At 65.7% G+C, this 15390-nt stretch carries 14 protein-coding genes and 1 tRNA gene; 10 read left to right on the top strand and 5 right to left on the bottom strand.

Features of this window, described 5'->3' with window-relative positions; genetic code table 11:
• Positions 1–34 precede the first annotated feature (34 nt).
• Positions 35–625, top strand: coding sequence for an SRPBCC family protein (locus ACS8Y6_RS12205; RefSeq protein ID WP_440855665.1), 591 nt, complete (start codon positions 35–37; stop codon positions 623–625).
• A gap of 81 nt (positions 626–706) precedes the next feature.
• On the opposite strand, the gene ACS8Y6_RS12200 is transcribed toward ACS8Y6_RS12205, so the two are convergent.
• Positions 707–2122 (bottom strand): MATE family efflux transporter, encoded by a 1416-nt coding sequence (locus ACS8Y6_RS12200; protein ID WP_440848517.1) that lies wholly within the window; start codon positions 2120–2122, stop codon positions 707–709.
• A 95-nt stretch (positions 2123–2217) separates the two neighbouring features.
• Between ACS8Y6_RS12200 and ACS8Y6_RS12195 the strand changes: the two genes are divergently transcribed.
• From ACS8Y6_RS12195 to ACS8Y6_RS12170, 6 genes are all read left to right on the top strand, one after another.
• On the top strand, positions 2218–2871 hold the full coding sequence (locus tag ACS8Y6_RS12195) for an HAD-IA family hydrolase (protein WP_440848518.1): 654 nt from the start codon (positions 2218–2220) through the stop codon (positions 2869–2871).
• A gap of 248 nt (positions 2872–3119) precedes the next feature.
• The gene (locus ACS8Y6_RS12190) at positions 3120–3788 is read left to right on the top strand and encodes a response regulator transcription factor (protein WP_158590770.1); all 669 of its coding nucleotides are present in this window, start codon (positions 3120–3122) and stop codon (positions 3786–3788) included.
• Positions 3789–3934: 146 nt separating this feature from the next.
• A tRNA-Leu gene (locus tag ACS8Y6_RS12185) sits at positions 3935–4021 on the top strand.
• Between the two features lie 219 nt (positions 4022–4240).
• Positions 4241–4753: a lactoylglutathione lyase gene (gene gloA / locus ACS8Y6_RS12180; RefSeq protein ID WP_440848519.1), complete on the top strand. Its 513-nt coding sequence runs from the start codon at positions 4241–4243 to the stop codon at positions 4751–4753.
• A 162-nt stretch (positions 4754–4915) separates the two neighbouring features.
• Positions 4916–5662, top strand: coding sequence for an electron transfer flavoprotein subunit beta/FixA family protein (locus ACS8Y6_RS12175; RefSeq protein ID WP_440848520.1), 747 nt, complete (start codon positions 4916–4918; stop codon positions 5660–5662).
• Positions 5659–6606, top strand: a complete 948-nt coding sequence (locus ACS8Y6_RS12170; RefSeq protein WP_440855664.1) for an electron transfer flavoprotein subunit alpha/FixB family protein — start codon at positions 5659–5661, stop codon at positions 6604–6606. The genes ACS8Y6_RS12175 and ACS8Y6_RS12170 overlap by 4 nt, the downstream gene beginning before the upstream one ends.
• A 12-nt stretch (positions 6607–6618) precedes the next feature.
• On the opposite strand, the gene ACS8Y6_RS12165 is transcribed toward ACS8Y6_RS12170, so the two are convergent.
• The 4 genes from ACS8Y6_RS12165 to ACS8Y6_RS12150 form a co-directional block, all read right to left on the bottom strand.
• Complete coding sequence (locus ACS8Y6_RS12165; protein WP_440848565.1) at positions 6619–6720, bottom strand: DUF2845 domain-containing protein; 102 nt, start codon at positions 6718–6720, stop codon at positions 6619–6621.
• Positions 6721–6732: 12 nt separating this feature from the next.
• Complete coding sequence (locus ACS8Y6_RS12160; protein WP_440855663.1) at positions 6733–7260, bottom strand: DUF2845 domain-containing protein; 528 nt, start codon at positions 7258–7260, stop codon at positions 6733–6735.
• 256 nt (positions 7261–7516) lie between these two features.
• Positions 7517–8302 (bottom strand): general secretion pathway protein GspB, encoded by a 786-nt coding sequence (locus tag ACS8Y6_RS12155; protein WP_440848523.1) that lies wholly within the window; start codon positions 8300–8302, stop codon positions 7517–7519.
• Positions 8303–10171, bottom strand: a complete 1869-nt coding sequence (locus ACS8Y6_RS12150; protein ID WP_440848524.1) for an AAA family ATPase — start codon at positions 10169–10171, stop codon at positions 8303–8305.
• A 399-nt stretch (positions 10172–10570) separates the two neighbouring features.
• Here ACS8Y6_RS12150 and gspC point away from each other — a divergent pair, with 399 nt between their 5' ends.
• The 3 genes from gspC (at position 10571) to gspE (ending at position 15381) form a co-directional block, all read left to right on the top strand.
• Positions 10571–11524, top strand: a complete 954-nt coding sequence (gene gspC, locus ACS8Y6_RS12145) for a type II secretion system protein GspC (RefSeq protein WP_440855662.1) — start codon at positions 10571–10573, stop codon at positions 11522–11524.
• Positions 11521–13674: a type II secretion system secretin GspD gene (gene gspD, locus ACS8Y6_RS12140; RefSeq protein ID WP_440855661.1), complete on the top strand. Its 2154-nt coding sequence runs from the start codon at positions 11521–11523 to the stop codon at positions 13672–13674. Before gspC ends, gspD begins: the two co-directional genes overlap by 4 nt.
• Before the next feature lie 147 nt (positions 13675–13821).
• Complete coding sequence (gspE, locus tag ACS8Y6_RS12135) at positions 13822–15381, top strand: type II secretion system ATPase GspE (RefSeq protein WP_440855660.1); 1560 nt, start codon at positions 13822–13824, stop codon at positions 15379–15381.
• Positions 15382–15390 lie beyond the last annotated feature (9 nt).

The following is a 15390-nucleotide window of genomic DNA, read 5'->3' as shown; positions in this document are numbered from 1 at the left end:
ATCCCAGAGTTGCCAAGCCCCTTTGAGAGGTCACATGAAACGACGAGCTACGGCACTATTTCTGCTGTCCCTGATGGCCGGCAGCGCTCTTGCCGCCGGGCCCGACTCCGGATCCAGGTCAGCGCCGACATTGCATGAAAGCGACAGCGTGACGATCGCCGCGGCGCCGGACATCGTGTGGTCCACCGTGCGCGATTACGACGCACCGAGTGTCTGGGATCCGTTCATCACCAGCACCACGCTCACGCACGGCAAGAACAACAAGCCCGGGGCCAAACGCCACATGACCACGGCGGATGGCAGCACCATCGACGATACGCTGACCGCCTGGAACGCCGGCAAGCGCATGTTCGCCACGCGCATGATCCACACCGACATGCCGCTACGACACTATCGCGACCGGGTCGAGGTCGAGGCCACCGCCTCGGGTTCACGGCTGATCTGGCAGGCCCGCTTCCAGTCCGCCGCCGGCGCGGTACCCGGGAAAGTGCGGGCCCTCGTCAAGCACCGAATGAAGCACGCGCTGGCCCATGTCAAGGCCATGCTCGGCACCGGTAACGGCGCTTCGAAGCCGCATGCGGCCGGTGCTACAACGACAGCTGCACCGTCTCCGGCTCAGTCGTGAGCGGCGTCGCCCTTCGTGTTCGGTAAACACCAATCGCCCGATCGATGCGCGGCGGCGCCGGCTCGGCTTCATCCGGCCTGCTCATGCCCGCGCCCTGGCCCGGGCCCTGGTCCTCGTCCGGCCGTGATCGTCCACGCGCGCCAGACTGGCGCGAAACAGCAACCATGCCATCGCGCCGGCGAGGACGTTGCCCGCCAGCGCGCCGAGCGCCGTCGTGGTCATGCTGGATGCGAATACGCCGAGGGCCACGCAGGGCAGATAGCAGACAAACAGGCGCGCGAACGAGATGAGCATGGCCCGCACCGGCCAGCCGAGCGCGTTCGAGGCCGATACCACGATCATGCAGACACCCAGCAGCGCATAGCTCGGCAGCATGAAACGGATGAGCTGTACCAGGTCATGCTGGACCGCGGCGTTGCCGGCCAATGCCGCCGCCACCCGGGGGGCGGCCAACGCCATGGCCATGCCGAAAAGCAACTGCCAGATCAGCACCGCCTGAAACGCGATATGCGTCAGCGCCCGGATGCGCGGCCAGTTGCCGGCACCGTAACAATGCCCCAGCCACGGCGGCAACGACATGGTCAGGCCCAGCACGACCATCAGCGACATGGTCTCCAGCCGGCTCTGCAGCCCCCAGGCGGCAACCGCCGGATCGCCGAGCGTCGCCACCAGCCCGGTCGTCACCATCGCCGCCAGCGGCGGCATCAGCTGGCTGATCATGGCCGGCCCGGCGATCACCGCAAACGGCCGCGTCGAACGCCGGGCCTCCTCGACCAGGCCGGCGTTCGACAGCCAGTCCTGGCGCCACAGGCACGCCGCGAGAATCGACAACCCGATCAGAAAGGCGATGATGGTCGCGATCGCCGCGCCCGGCAGCCCGAAGCCGCCGACCGGCCCCCAGCCGAAGATCATCAGCGGATCCAGCGCCAGATTGCACAGACTGGTGAGCACCATCAGCATGCCCGGCAGGCGCGTGTCGTTGTGTGCCCGAAACAGCGTGTAACCGAAGTACAAAAGCGCCGACAACCAGTTGGCCACGAGCTGGATTGCCCAGTACGGCGCAATCCGATCGAGGTTCTCGGCGCTGGCCCCGAGCTGCGCGAAGATCATGTCGTGGGCGAACCAGAGCACGATCGCGAGCACGCCGACGGTCAGGCTGCCGCCGATCAGCACCAGCGAACCCAGGCGTCGCGATCTCTCGATCTCGCCGGCGCCGATCGCGCGCGATATCAGTGCCGCGATCGCGATGCCGAGACCCACCTGAATCCCGATCATCAGAAAGGTGACGGGGAACGTGAATGACTGGGCTGCCAACGGCCCGGTTCCCAGCCGCGCGACGAAGGCGGCGTCGACCAGCTGGAAGCCCAGCAACGACAGCACCCCGATCGCCATCGGCCAGGTCTGGGCGAACAATTGGCGTCGCAGAGACCACAGGCTGGCCTGCGAGGCGGTTTCCGGCACGCGGGCCTCGAACGGACAATGAAGACAGACGATCATTCTACGCCAAGACCCGTCGCCCACCCGCCAACCGCCTGCGAGTTCCGCCCATGACCCGATCCATCCCGCAAGCCGACACCCGCTGGCCACAGGTCGTGATCTTCGATCTCGACGGTACGCTGATTGACAGCGCGGCGGACATCGCCGCCGCGGTCAACGCGGCACTCAGGGACCACGGCATCGTCATTGACGCCGCCGCCACACGCCGGTTCGTCGGCGATGGCGCCCGGAAGCTCATCGAGCGCGTCCTCGACGCCCATGCCGTAGCCGCCACCGGCACGGAGATCGACGCGCTCACAGCTGCCTTCACGGCCCGCTACCAGGACCGCCCCTGCCAGGACAGCGTCGTCTTCGACGGCGCCGGACAGGCGCTCGCTCGTCTGCGGGCCGATGGCAGACGGCTCGCGGTCTGCACCAACAAGCCGCAGCGGATCGCCGAGCACGTGATCGCGCATCTCGGCCTGGACGAATATATCGATGTGGTGATCGGGGCCGGCGTTCACCCACTCAAGCCCGATCCGGCGCCGCTACGGGCCTGCCTCGCGGCATTGGCCTGCGATGCCGACGCCGCGCTGTACGTGGGCGACATGGCCGTCGATCGCAAGGCCGGCCACGCCGCCGGCCTGCCGGTGCTGCTCGCGGCATTCGGCTACGCCGCCGCCCCGGTCGCCGAACTCGGCGCGGACGGCGTACTGACGCATTGGCATGACATGCCAGGCGCGATCGCCGCTCTGCGCCGTTCCGCTTGACGGGCGCGGCGCGTATGGATTGTGCCCGACTGCCGTGGGCGTCGTGCATCAGCCGAGCGGCAATCGGCGAGCGCTGATCATCGGCAGCGCGATGGCGCTGCCGAGCCCGCACGCCGGGCCGGCATCCCGGCCGGCGGGACACGGCCCGTTTTTTTTCGCCCCTGAGTAAACCTTGCCGCTAAATCATTGTCATAGCGCTGGGATGCGGTATGCCCGCCAATCGACGACAACAGACTCGGGACCCGGCAATGCACGTATTGATCATCGAAGACGATATCCCTCTTGCCACCCAGATCGGGGACACCATCGAAGCCGCTGGCGACGAGCCGGACTACGCCGACGACGAAGCGCTCGCGCTGCGACTGTGCGAGATGAACCGTTACGACATCGTCGTGCTGGACAGCGAAATGCCGCGCTGCGGCGTCGACGCGTTCTGCCGGCAGCTCACGGATGCCGCCGGCCGCCGAACCCCCGTGCTCGCACTCGCCGCGGGCTCTCTGCGCCCCTGCGATCCCGCGGAATGCGGGCCGCACGCCTTTGCGTTGCGCTCGGTCGAGCCCCGCGAGCTGCACGAGCAACTCAAGGCCCTGATGACCGAATGCGGCCAGGGGCTCGCGCAGCTCACCGCCGGCGAGCTGCACATGGACCTGGAACAACGCAGCGTCTACTGCGGACAGATCCCGGTCGAACTCGCGCCCATCAGCTTCCGCATCCTCGAACTCCTGGTACGCGCCTGTCCGGGCGTGGTCACGCGTGCCCAGATCGAAAAACAGATCTGGGACGACAACCCGCCGGAATCCGATGCCGCGCTGCGCGGCCACATTCATCGCCTGCGCCAGCTGCTCGAACGTCCTACCGCGAAACAGATGATTCGAACCGTCCATGGTGTGGGTTACCAGCTCGATACCGCGCATTGAAAATCAGTGGGTTAAGAAGACCTCCGATAACCGGGTTTTAAAGCGGATTCGAGATGCAGCGGCGAGATCGGCCCGGCCCACACGCCGGCACGCGTTACCGGACATGACTGTGCCAGGCTGGCGCGATCGGTTAGAATGCGCGCCTGGCCGCCGTGGTGGAATAGGTAGACACGCTAGGTTTAGGTCCTAGTAGCCGTGAGGCTGTGGGGGTTCAAGTCCCTCCGGCGGCACCAACTCGCGTTGCTGAATCAGCCGTTAGCCGCATCGACGGGCGCCCGCCCGTGCCGTCGTCGGTGCGACGATGCCGGGAACGGCGACCGCGGATCCGCGCTGGCGTGAGCATCTTTTCTCCCGAGTAAGGCCTTGTGCGCCCCGTGGCCACGGCCGATCGGTTTCTCCGACGCACCGGCCTGATGCATAGTATGGCCACAATCCACGGCTGGAACCGATACATGGCTTTCAATACCCAGGACGCCCCGGGCGTGCACGAACAGGTGCCGGGCGAGACACAGGGTTTCGTGTTCAACCACACGATGATCCGCGTGGTCGATCCGGAAGCTTCGCTGGCTTTTTATACCAAGGTGTTCGGTATGCGCCTGTTGCGTACCAGCGAGAACCCGGACGGCCAGTTCACGTTGTATTTCCTGGCCACCACGGAAGGCGATGACGTGCCGGAGGACGAATCCGAGCGCGTGAAATACGTGGGCCGGCGCGAAGGCGTACTCGAGCTCACGCACAACTGGGGCACCGAAAACGACCCCAACGCCCGTTATCACGACGGCAATTCCGAGCCGCAGGGCTTTGGCCACATCTGCTTCACGGTGCCCGATCTCCAGGCCGCCTGCGACTGGATGGACCGGAACAATGTGGAATTCAAGAAGCGCCCGGAAGACGGGCGCATGCACCATATCGCCTTCGTGAAGGATCCCGACGGCTACTGGATCGAGCTGGTCGAGCACGGCTGATCCGCAGTGAACGGCGGGCCGTGAGGCCCGCCGTTGCGCCATACGCAACGCATGCCGCGCGTTGTCGGCAACAACGCCGCGTCCGCCGCGCGAGCGCGCCCGTTGTTCAGGCTGTGACGCTGGCGGGGCGACGCCGGCTCGATCAATCCAACGACACATGTCATGAAAATACTGGTCCCCATCAAGCGCGCGATCGATTACAACGTGCATATCCGCATCGCCGACGACGGCTCCGGCGTAATCACGGACGGCGTGAAGCACAGCGTGAATCCGTTCGATGAGATTGCGCTCGAGCAGGCGATCCGCTGGCAGGAAGCCGGCACGGTGGATGAGGTTATCGCCGTGAGCATCGGCGACGATGCCTGCACCGAGCAATTGCGCACGGCCCTGGCCTTCGGCTGCGACCGCGCCCTGCGTATCGCTCACGACGGGCCCGTGGCCCCACTGACCGCCGCGCGTACGCTGGCCGCGCTGGCCGCCCGCGAGTCGCCGGATATCGTGTTAATGGGCAAGCAGGCGATCGATGACGACCATGGCCAGACCGGCCAGATGACCGCCGCCGTGCTCGGCTGGCCACAAGCCACCTTCGCCTCCGCCATCGCGCTCAACGACGGTTCGGCGCGGGTCACGCGCGAAGTCGACGCCGGCCTGGAAACCCTGGAAGTCGACCTGCCGGCGGTCATCACCGTGGACCTTCGTCTGAACGAACCGCGCTATCTCAAGCTACCCAACATCATGAAGGCGAAAAAGAAGCCGATCGAGGAATCCAGCCTCGAAGCGCTGGGCGTCGAAGCCGACACATCGATACAAGTCGTGTGCACGACCGCCCCGCCCGCGCGCCAGCCCGGCGTCATGGTCGACTCGCCGGCAGCGCTGGTGACTGAGCTCAAGAACAAGGGGCTGCTATGAGCACCGTCCTGATCATCGCCGATCACCGCCACGGCGTGCTGGCCGCGCCCACCCGCAAGGCCGCGCGCTGTGCGGCCGATTTTGGCGCCGATGCCGTGGATATTCTGGTGTTGGCCGAGGACGGCGCGGATATCGCCGCTCAGGCGGCGCGAATCTCCGGCATCCGGACCGTCAAGCACATCGATCACGCCGCCAACGCACAGCCGCTGGCCGCCACGGCCGCGCCGCAGATCGTCGCGGCCGTCGAAGGCGGCGATTACAGCCATGTACTCGGCTCCAATTCCAGCTTCGGCAAGGACGTGATGCCGCGGGTCGCCGCCCTGCTCGGCGTCGGGATGGTGACCGACCTGATGCGCGTACTCGGCGCGTATCGGTTCCAGCGGCCGACCTATGCCGGCAATGCGGTGGATACACTCGCCGTCCCCGACGATCGCATCCTGGTCGCCACCGTCCGCGGCGCCTCGTTCGAGCCTGCGGCGGAACAGGGTCAGGCCAAGATCGAAGCCATCGATACCGATGCCCGACTGCCCGGGCACACCCGCCACATCGGGATGGCGGAACACGCCAGCGAACGGCCGGATCTCGGCACGGCATCGCGCGTGGTCGCCGGTGGTCGCGCCGTGGGCAGCGAGGAAAACTTCCGCGTGATCTACGATTTTGCCGATCACATCGGCGCCGCCGTGGGCGCATCCCGTGCCGCAGTCGATGCCGGCTACGTGCCCAACGACATGCAGGTGGGCCAGACCGGCAAGATCATCGCCCCGGCGCTGTATATCGGTTTCGGCATCTCGGGCGCAATCCAGCACCTGGCCGGAATCAAGGATGCCGGCACCATCGTCGCGGTGAACAAGGATCCGGATGCCCCGATCTTCGAGGTTGCCGACTACGGCCTGGTGGGCGATCTGTTCGCGGTGATACCCGAACTCATCAGCGCCATCGACTGAGCGGGCGGGCCGTCAGCGCGGACCGAAACCGCGCTCCAGCGTCTGCACCGAGACCACGCGCGCGTTCTCGATCGTGACTTCGCGCATCAGGCGGTTGCTGCCGAAGTTGTAGATCCAGCGTTCGCGTTAGACCGGATGCGCGGCGTGACGCAGGAATAACCGATGCGAACCGCCATGGTAGCGCAACGAATTCACATAGCCGCGGCTGCGCTGGACGGGCTCGCCGCAGGCCTTGAGCAGCGCATACATGGACAACCGCGGGGCAATGCTTGCCGGGCTGCAGTGGCCGTTGGGCGACAGCGCACCGGCACGAAAGCCGTACCCGGCCGTGGCGATGGATATCACGCGCCTTTCGCGGAACACAATCTGATCCATCAGGCGCCGCGGTCCGCGGTTGTACGTCCATTCCGTCATGGACGGCACCCCCGTGGCCGACGCAGCGCCCCACCACGGATCGCGGAAACTCGATGGCCCACAGGCGTGCACCAGCCTGGCCGCCGGATCGTCATCGGTTACCAGATGACCGTTGCAGCGCAGCGAATCGGCCCGGGCGGCGCCCGGCAGCAAGCCGGCGGACAGGATGAGCGTGACCAGCGCACGACGGTGCCGGGGCCCGGACGAACGGTGACTAGGGCCTGTTGCCGTTTCGTACACGTGCCGCGTTGGAGACCGCAAATCCGTCGAGACAAGGCGCGCGTCGCCGGTCGTGGCGTGCCACGATCAAGACGCGCAACGCCGTATCGGCGCCCTGGTTGATTTTATGGGCGGCCCAACCCGAAGGGACAAGCGCTGTTTTGCCACAATCCAGCGTCGCAGCTCGCTCGCGTAGACTCGATACGGCCTGGTTTCGCAACGCCGCCAGACGCGGTGACGGCCGCGCGCAGTGTAAGGTTACTTGCGAGACAGGACACTAGCCGGGGCCTGCCACATGGTATCGCCGCCCGTGATAGCGCAGCGTCGCGCCGTTCGGGCCGATGCTTTCCACCGCGGGGCCGGCTGCCAGACGCTCGCCCTCGTGATAACGACGCCCATTGACAAGGATGAAACTCCGCCCTGGCACGGTGCTGTACAGTTGACCGTTGATATCCACCGATGGCACATCGTCGAACGCGGACTGATCCGGCGCGTCCGCGCCATTGCCGCCGCCCGCTGTATTCGGCCGGCTCGCGGGGGCGGCGTCCGTGGCCCCGTCGCCGGTCAGCGGCACATTCGAATAGCGCACGCGTCCGTGAGACGGCGAGTCGCCGTTCGTCCCGGTCGCGACCCGATTTGCGCGGCCGGCGGATGGAGCTGCGGCGGCGGTCGCCGCGGTGTTGCGATCCGAACGCGTCGTCCCACCGTGGGACGTGGCCGGTGTCGACGACGTGGACCGGACGGGCCCCGCGGCCTGGTTGCCGGTTTTGTTATCGGCGATGGACAACCCGGGCGCGAACCCTGTGAGTTTGTCACTGTTGCCAGGCGGCGGCGCATCCGCCAGCGCCACGGCGGATGCCGGATGCCCCGGTCGCGCACGCCAGACATAGATCGCCAGTGCCACGTTGGTGGCCACGAGAATCGCCACCAGCCACAACCAGGGCCCGGGACGCTGGCCGGCCGGCAAGGCCGCAGCGCCGGCCGACAAGGCCCGGATATCCAGCTCCTGGCGCGCGTAGCGCTCGCGTTCGGCCTTTTTCAGTGCATCGACGAGATAGGACACTTATTTTCTGTCCGAAGACTTGGTGGACGTCAGCGACGGCGCGCCCGGGGACGGCACAGCGCCATTGAGCATCATCTGGGTGCGCGGGCCGGCGATGCCGTCCGGCTTGAGGCCGTGCGATTTCTGGAATGCCTTGAGTCGCTTGCCCAGGGCATCGTCGTAGACCGGCGACGGGGGGCCAACCTGGCTGTCGGGATGCTTGCCGTCGATCTGCATCAGGCGCTTGCGCAGCCAGACCACGGCCCCCCCCACCGAACCCGGCTGGATCAGCCCCACACCGGCGTCCGAACGCCAGATCACCCGGAAGCGGCCGGTCCAGAGCTGGAGCAGAAGTTGACGATCCACGTCGCGCGTGCCCTCGCCTCCCACAAGCGTCACCGTGCCGTCGTCATTGATGCTGCTGAGCAGCACGGTCTGACGGTGGTCCTTTTCCTGGAGTGTGAGCAGCGCCGGGCGGTTGTAACGCTTGATGGTGGCAAAGTCGCCGGTGTCGTCAAGACAGCGCAGGTCGCCCACATGCAGTTTCGAACAGCCGCTGCGAATCTGTGCGCCGAACACGCCCCAGAGCCGGAGCAGCTGATTCATGTCGGCATCGCCCTTGGGCAGGGTATGCGTTTCCTTTTTTTTCTTTTTGCCGGAGGACTTCGCCTTGTTGCCGTCAGCCGAGGCCTTGTCGTCGGTCGTCGTGTCGGTCTTGGTCTGCGTCTTGCCCTGCGGGCCCGCCGCGTCACCGTCGGTCTTGTCCTTCCGGCTTCCATCCTTGGATGGGTCCCCGGCCGCCGTTTTTTCGCCGTTCCCGCCACCCGGGCTATGGGCCGGTGTCTTGCCCGTCCCGTCGGCCCCGGCGTTGGCAGGGCTGGAGGTGGTCGCCGCGTTCTTTGCTTTCGGGTCGGCGGCGGCGATACGCTCGCTGCTGGCATGGGCCTCTCGGATCCCCTCCGCTGCTCTGGTCAGGGGAATATCGGGCAGCCAGGCCAGCCCGACCGCGATCCCGGTCACGGCGAGTGCGCCGGTCGGCAACGCGAAACGCCACCAGCGCGTCTGTGGTCGACGCGGACGGGCCGGCAACGTTTCGGCTGCCGCGCGCATGACGGTCCACGGCCCGACATAGGAACGACTGTGTGCATACGCACCCATCAGGGCGCGTTCGCTGACCATGTTGATCAGCCGGGGGACGCCCTGCGTCAGCAGGCGCAGCGCCATGACGGCCGCCGCGGAGAACAAGTGCTGCGGCCCGCCGGCACGTTCCAGGCGATGCTGGACGTATGCCCGGGTCTCGGCCAGGCCCAGCGGCTGTAGACGGAAACGAGCCGTGATGCGCTGGGCGAGCTGGCGCAGGTCGTGTCGGGCCAGCATTTCGTCGAGCTCGGGCTGACCGACCAGGATCACCCGCAGCAACTTGGCCTTGTGTGTCTCCAGGTTGGTCAGCAGGCGCAGCTGCTCCAGTACCGCCCGCGAGAGATTCTGCGCCTCGTCGATGATCAGCACGGTGCGCCGGTTGGCCGCATGCGCCTCGAGTAGATGCGCGTTCAGGCGATCGACGAGGGCCTTGAGCGTGGTATCCCGCTCGGCGTCATAATCCACGCCGAGTTCGTCGCAGACCGTCGCCACGAATTCGGTGACGCCCAGATGCGGGTTCCAGCACAGCGCGATGTCCAGGTCCGGCGTCTCGTTCTGGACCAGCGCCCGTATGAGCGTGGTCTTGCCGGTACCGACCTCGCCCACCAGGGCCACGAAACCGCCCTGCTCACCCGCGCCATACAGCAAATGCCCGAGTGCTTCGCGGTGGCTGTGACCCAGATAAAGAAAGGCCGGGTCCGGCGTGGCCGCGAACGGATAGCTGTCAAAGCCGAAGTACCGCAGATACATCAATAAACCCCAGGCCCCGGCCGTCGTGACCGAAAGTGGTCGATCAGCCGGCGTGGCAAGCGGTCGCCCCGTCGCGCGCCAACAGTCTGCCCGCCGCCGAACGCGCGGGCAAGCATGCCGACGCTGCCGGCGAACAGCCGCGGACCCGCGGCGTACGCGCGCGCCGAGTGCACACCGGGCCATCCCTTGATCCGTCGCGCGTTGATTGTATACAAACCAGCTTCCTATCTTCTTGCCGACCGCGGGCAAGGCCCTCGGGCGACCGCGCCGGCCTGGAGCCAGGGTTTCGTTTGCAGCGCGGACGCGGACAGGCAGCTAGTCTACCCGGCGCAAGATCAAGTACAAACATCACTGATTTTCTATAACGCAGACATCATCTGCGTTGGTTAGACTTCTCTCATGGCCATGGAACTGTCTCGCGCTGCGCGCCGCTGGGCGCTGCGCGCCCCCGATATTGCCAATCTCGTACTGGTTGCGTTGATCGCACTGGCGCTCGCGCGTCTGTTCTGGCTGGCGTGGCCCGAACCGAGCGCGCAGGCCGTCGCCCCGCACGCCGCCAATGACAGCAGCCGGGCGGCATCGAGCCAGACGATCGACATCGACGCCATTGCCGGCGCCCACCTGTTCGGCGAGCAGCCGTCGCCGAACGCCAGGGCCGAAAAGCTCAAACAGATCAAGGCGCCGGAGACGCATCTCAACCTGGTGCTCACGGGGATTATCTCCGACAGCCGCGGCGATCGCTCGCGGGCACTGATCAAGGACCCCAAGGGCAAGCAGGACAGTTACAGGGTGGGCCAGCAGATCGTATCCGGCGTCAAGTTGCACGCGATCTATACCGATCGGGTCATTCTGGATCGCAGCGGCCACTACGAGACATTGACACTGGAAAGCATCAAGAAAGTGCGCGCGTTGACCGGCCTCAAGCGCGGTCAGATGCCGGCGGCATCGACATCGGACAACGCGTCGGCCTCGCCGGCAACGACTGACAGCTCGGCGTCGCGAACGGTCTCTGGCGCGGTCGCGAATCGCATCGGCGCGATTCGCAGCAAGATCCTGTCGAACCCGTCGAACCCGTCGAACCCGTCGACCGCGTCGCACTATATTCGCTTGCGGCCCGTCCGGCAAAACGGCAATCTCGTGGGCTACCGGGTTTATCCGGGAGCAGATAAATCCTTGTTTAGCAAAGCAGGACTTAAAAGTGGGGCACTTGTGACCGCGATCAACGGCAGGCCACTGAATAATCCGGCGGCCTCGTTGCGGCTGCTCGGCAGCCTCGCGCACGCTTCGACGGCCACGGTGACCGTGCAAGACGACTCGGGTCAGAGCCGGACCATTCGGATCGATCTGCAATGAAATCGACGTCGCATCGGGTCGGAGCCGCGATTTGCCTGTGCATCCTCATGTGCGCCCCGGTCGCCGTGCTGGCCCAGAGTGCTGCACCGACAGGGATCAACAGCGACGGCGGTGATGATTCGTTCACGCTGAATCTCAAGGATGCCGACATCACCACGCTGATCGCGACTGTCAGCGAGGTGACCGGCCGCAATTTCGTCGTCGACCCGCGCGTCAAGGGCAACGTGACCGTTCTGTCGAACCAGCCGATGACGCCGGCCGAGTTGTATCAGACCTTTCTTTCCGTACTGGACGTGCATGGCTTTGCCGCCGTGCGCTCGGGCGAGGTGACCAAGATCATCCCGCAGATCAAGGCCAAGCAGGACGGCGGGTTCGGCCGCGCCGGAGGCGCCACGAACGAAGACATGGTGACCAAGGTCATCCACGTCAACAACGTGCCAGCCGATCAACTGGTGCCGATTCTGCGCCCGCTGGTGCCGCAGTACGGCCATCTGGCGGCCTATTCGGCGTCGAACTCGCTGGTGATCTCGGACCGGGAGGCAAATGTGCAGCGTCTGACGCAGATCGTGCATCGCATCGATGCCAACGGTTCATCCAGCGTCGATCAAGTGCATCTGTCGAATGCCAATGCCTCCGACGTCGCCGATGCGATTCACAAGCTGCAGGGCAACAACAACAAGAACGCCAGTTCAAGCGTTGTGGCGCTGGACCGCAGCAATAGCGTCCTGATCTCGGGCACCGCCGCCGAGCGCCGCAAACTCCGGCGCATCATCCACAACATGGACGCCAAGTCTCAGGAGTCCGGCGACACGGCGGTGATCTATCTCAACTACGCCGATGCGGAGACGCTCGCCCCCGTGCTGCAGGCCTACGCGAGCGGGCAGAGCTACTCCTCCGGTAACTCGCGCAATCGCAGCCTGAGCAACATGGGCGGCAGCGGTTTCGGCAACAGCGACAACGGCAGCAGCAGCGGCAGTTCGCTGGGCAACAGCAGCCCGATCCAGCGCGGCGGCTCGGGTTCGGGCAGCACCGTTCAGGGTATTTCCGGGTCCAGCGGCAAAAGCGATATCGCCGTGATCGCCGAAGCCGGCGCCAACGCGCTCATCATTCATGCCCCGGCCGACAAGATGGGCAAGATCAAGCACATCATCTCCAAGCTGGATATCCGGCGCGGGCAGGTGCTGGTCGAGGGCATCATCGCCGAAATCGGGATTCAGCAGTCGAAGAAGCTCGGCATCAATATCGCCGCCCTCAAGAAAGGCGGCCCGGCGGCGGCCAGCATCCTGAGTTCCGGCACGCTCTCGGCCGTGACCCAGGCCGCGGCCAACGGCACCCCACTCAACCTGATCCAGCAGGGGCTCAATATCGCCCTCGGCAGCACCAACGGCGAAGTCAATTTCGCCCTGCTGGTCAACGCGCTGTCGAACAACGTCGACACCAACGTGCTGTCGACGCCGTCGCTGATCACGCGCGATAACGAGGAGGCACAGATCAAGGTCGGGCAGAAGGTGCCGTTCGTCACCGGCAGTTATACCAGCGGCACGTCCGGCGTCGGCAACGGCAACAACCCCTTCCAGACCATCAACCGGGAGGATGTCGGTCTCCAGCTCGCCTTCATTCCGCAGATCAGCGCCGGCAACACCATTCAGCTGACGATCGACGAGGAAGTCTCGTCGATTGCGCCCAGCGCGCAACAGACGACCAACGCCGGTCTGATCACCAACAGCCGCACGTTGCAGACGGCGGTCGAGGTCCAGAACGGCCAGATCCTGGTGCTGGGCGGCCTGATCGACAACAATGTCCAGGTCACGCACAACCAGGTGCCCGTGCTCGGCGATATCCCGATACTGGGCTCCCTGTTCCGTTTTGACGCGGTCGATCGCAACAAGCGCAACCTGTTGAACTTCATCCGGCCGACAATCCTGCGCGGCGACGGCGAATCCAACCGCTACAGCGCTGCGAAGTACAAATATCTACGCCATCTGCAGATGCAGCAGTCGCGCAAACGTCTGCCGCTGATGAAAGGCAACGCGCGCCCGCAACTGCCGAAGATCCAGAATTTCAGCGGCGGCTCCCACACCGGCGTACAGCCGGCGGACAACGGCTCGTCGCCGACGGGTAAGCGACGTGGCGACCAGTTCTCGGATTAGGTTCCATGCCCTGCATCGCCATCCATGGCGCCCGTGGGCATCGGTTGGCGTCCGGGCCGAAAAAGCCCTTGTGGTCGGCGATACTCGCCATGCATTTGATATCAGGGCCCAGTTCGTGACCGCTGTGTCGACCGGGAGAATCGCGACATGAGCAACAGTGCCGAGTCCCTAACGCTCGAGCCCATCGACGGCGAGCCGCTTGGGGTCAATGCCGATGACGGCACGTCCACGGCGCCGCGGCTGGAGCGGCTGTCGTTCGCCTTCGCCAAGCGCTACGGCATCATGCTGGGCGACCAGGACGAGACCAGCGTGCGCGTGATCGTGCGCGAGCCGGTCAATGCTGCCGCGCTACTGGAAGTCCGTCGGCATACCAAACGCCGGCTACGGGTCGAAACCGTTGCCGCCGACGCCTTCGATGCGATGCTGCAGAACGATTACGAAAACCGCGACGCCGAATCCAGCCAGATCGTCGAAGGCATGGACGACGACATGGATCTATCGGATGCGGCCCGCGCGCTGTCCGAGCCGGCCGATCTGCTGGAGTCCTCGGACGATGCACCGATCATCCGATTGATCAACGCCCTGCTCACCGAGGCGATCAAGGAAAACGCGTCGGATATTCATATCGAGCCCTTCGAATCGCGGCTGACCGTGCGCTTTCGCGTCGACGGCGTGCTACGCGAAGTCCTCAACCCGCCGCGTCAGCTCGCGCCCCGGCTGATCTCGCGCGTCAAGGTGATGGCCAAGCTCGACATCGCGGAAAAACGCGTGCCGCAGGACGGGCGCATTTCGGTACGCATCGCCGGCCGGCCGGTCGACGTGCGCGTGTCGACCATTCCGTCGGGCACCGGCGAGCGTGTGGTCATGCGCCTGCTCGACAAACAGGCGGGCCGGCTCGATCTGCCGCAGCTCGGCATGCCCGGGAACACGCTTGCCGCCATCGACCAACTCGTGCACAAACCGCACGGCATCATCCTGGTCACCGGTCCGACCGGCTCGGGCAAGACCACCACGCTGTATGCCGGTATCACCCGTATCAACGATCGCACGCGCAACATCATGACGGTCGAGGATCCGATCGAGTACTACCTCGACGGCATCGGCCAGACCCAGGTCAACACCAAGGTCGACATGAGCTTCGCCCGCGGGCTGCGCGCGATCCTGCGCCAGGACCCGGACGTGGTCATGATCGGCGAGATCCGCGACCTGGAAACCGCCGAGATCGCGGTTCAGGCGTCGCTGACCGGTCATCTGGTGCTCTCCACGCTGCATACCAACACCGCCGTCGGCGCGATCGCGCGGCTGCGCGACATGGGCGTGGAGCCGTTCCTATTATCGTCCTCGCTGATCGGCATCATGGCCCAGCGGCTGGTGCGTACGCTCTGCCCCGATTGCAAGCAGCCCTACACCGCGGATCGCCGTGAGTGTGAACTGCTCAAGGCCGACCCGGCTCAGCCGCCCACATTGCACAAGCCCGGCGGCTGCGAACACTGCAACCATTCCGGTTTCCGCGGACGGACCGGAATCTACGAATTGGTGGTGATCGATGACGAACTGCGACAGATGATCCATGAACAGGCCGCGGAGTACACACTCGAAGCCCAGGCCCGCAAGGCCACGCCCAGCATTCGCGCGGACGGCCGCGCCAACGTACTGGCGGGCCGGACCACGCTCGAGGAAGTGCTGCGCGTGACCCGCGAAGGCTAGCGGCGGCAT

This window comes from Salinisphaera sp. RV14, assembly GCF_052044135.1.
Classification (GTDB): domain Bacteria; phylum Pseudomonadota; class Gammaproteobacteria; order Nevskiales; family Salinisphaeraceae; genus Salinisphaera.
The sequence above is the reverse complement of the archived record's forward strand: the minus strand, read 5'-3'. Positions and strand labels throughout refer to the sequence as shown.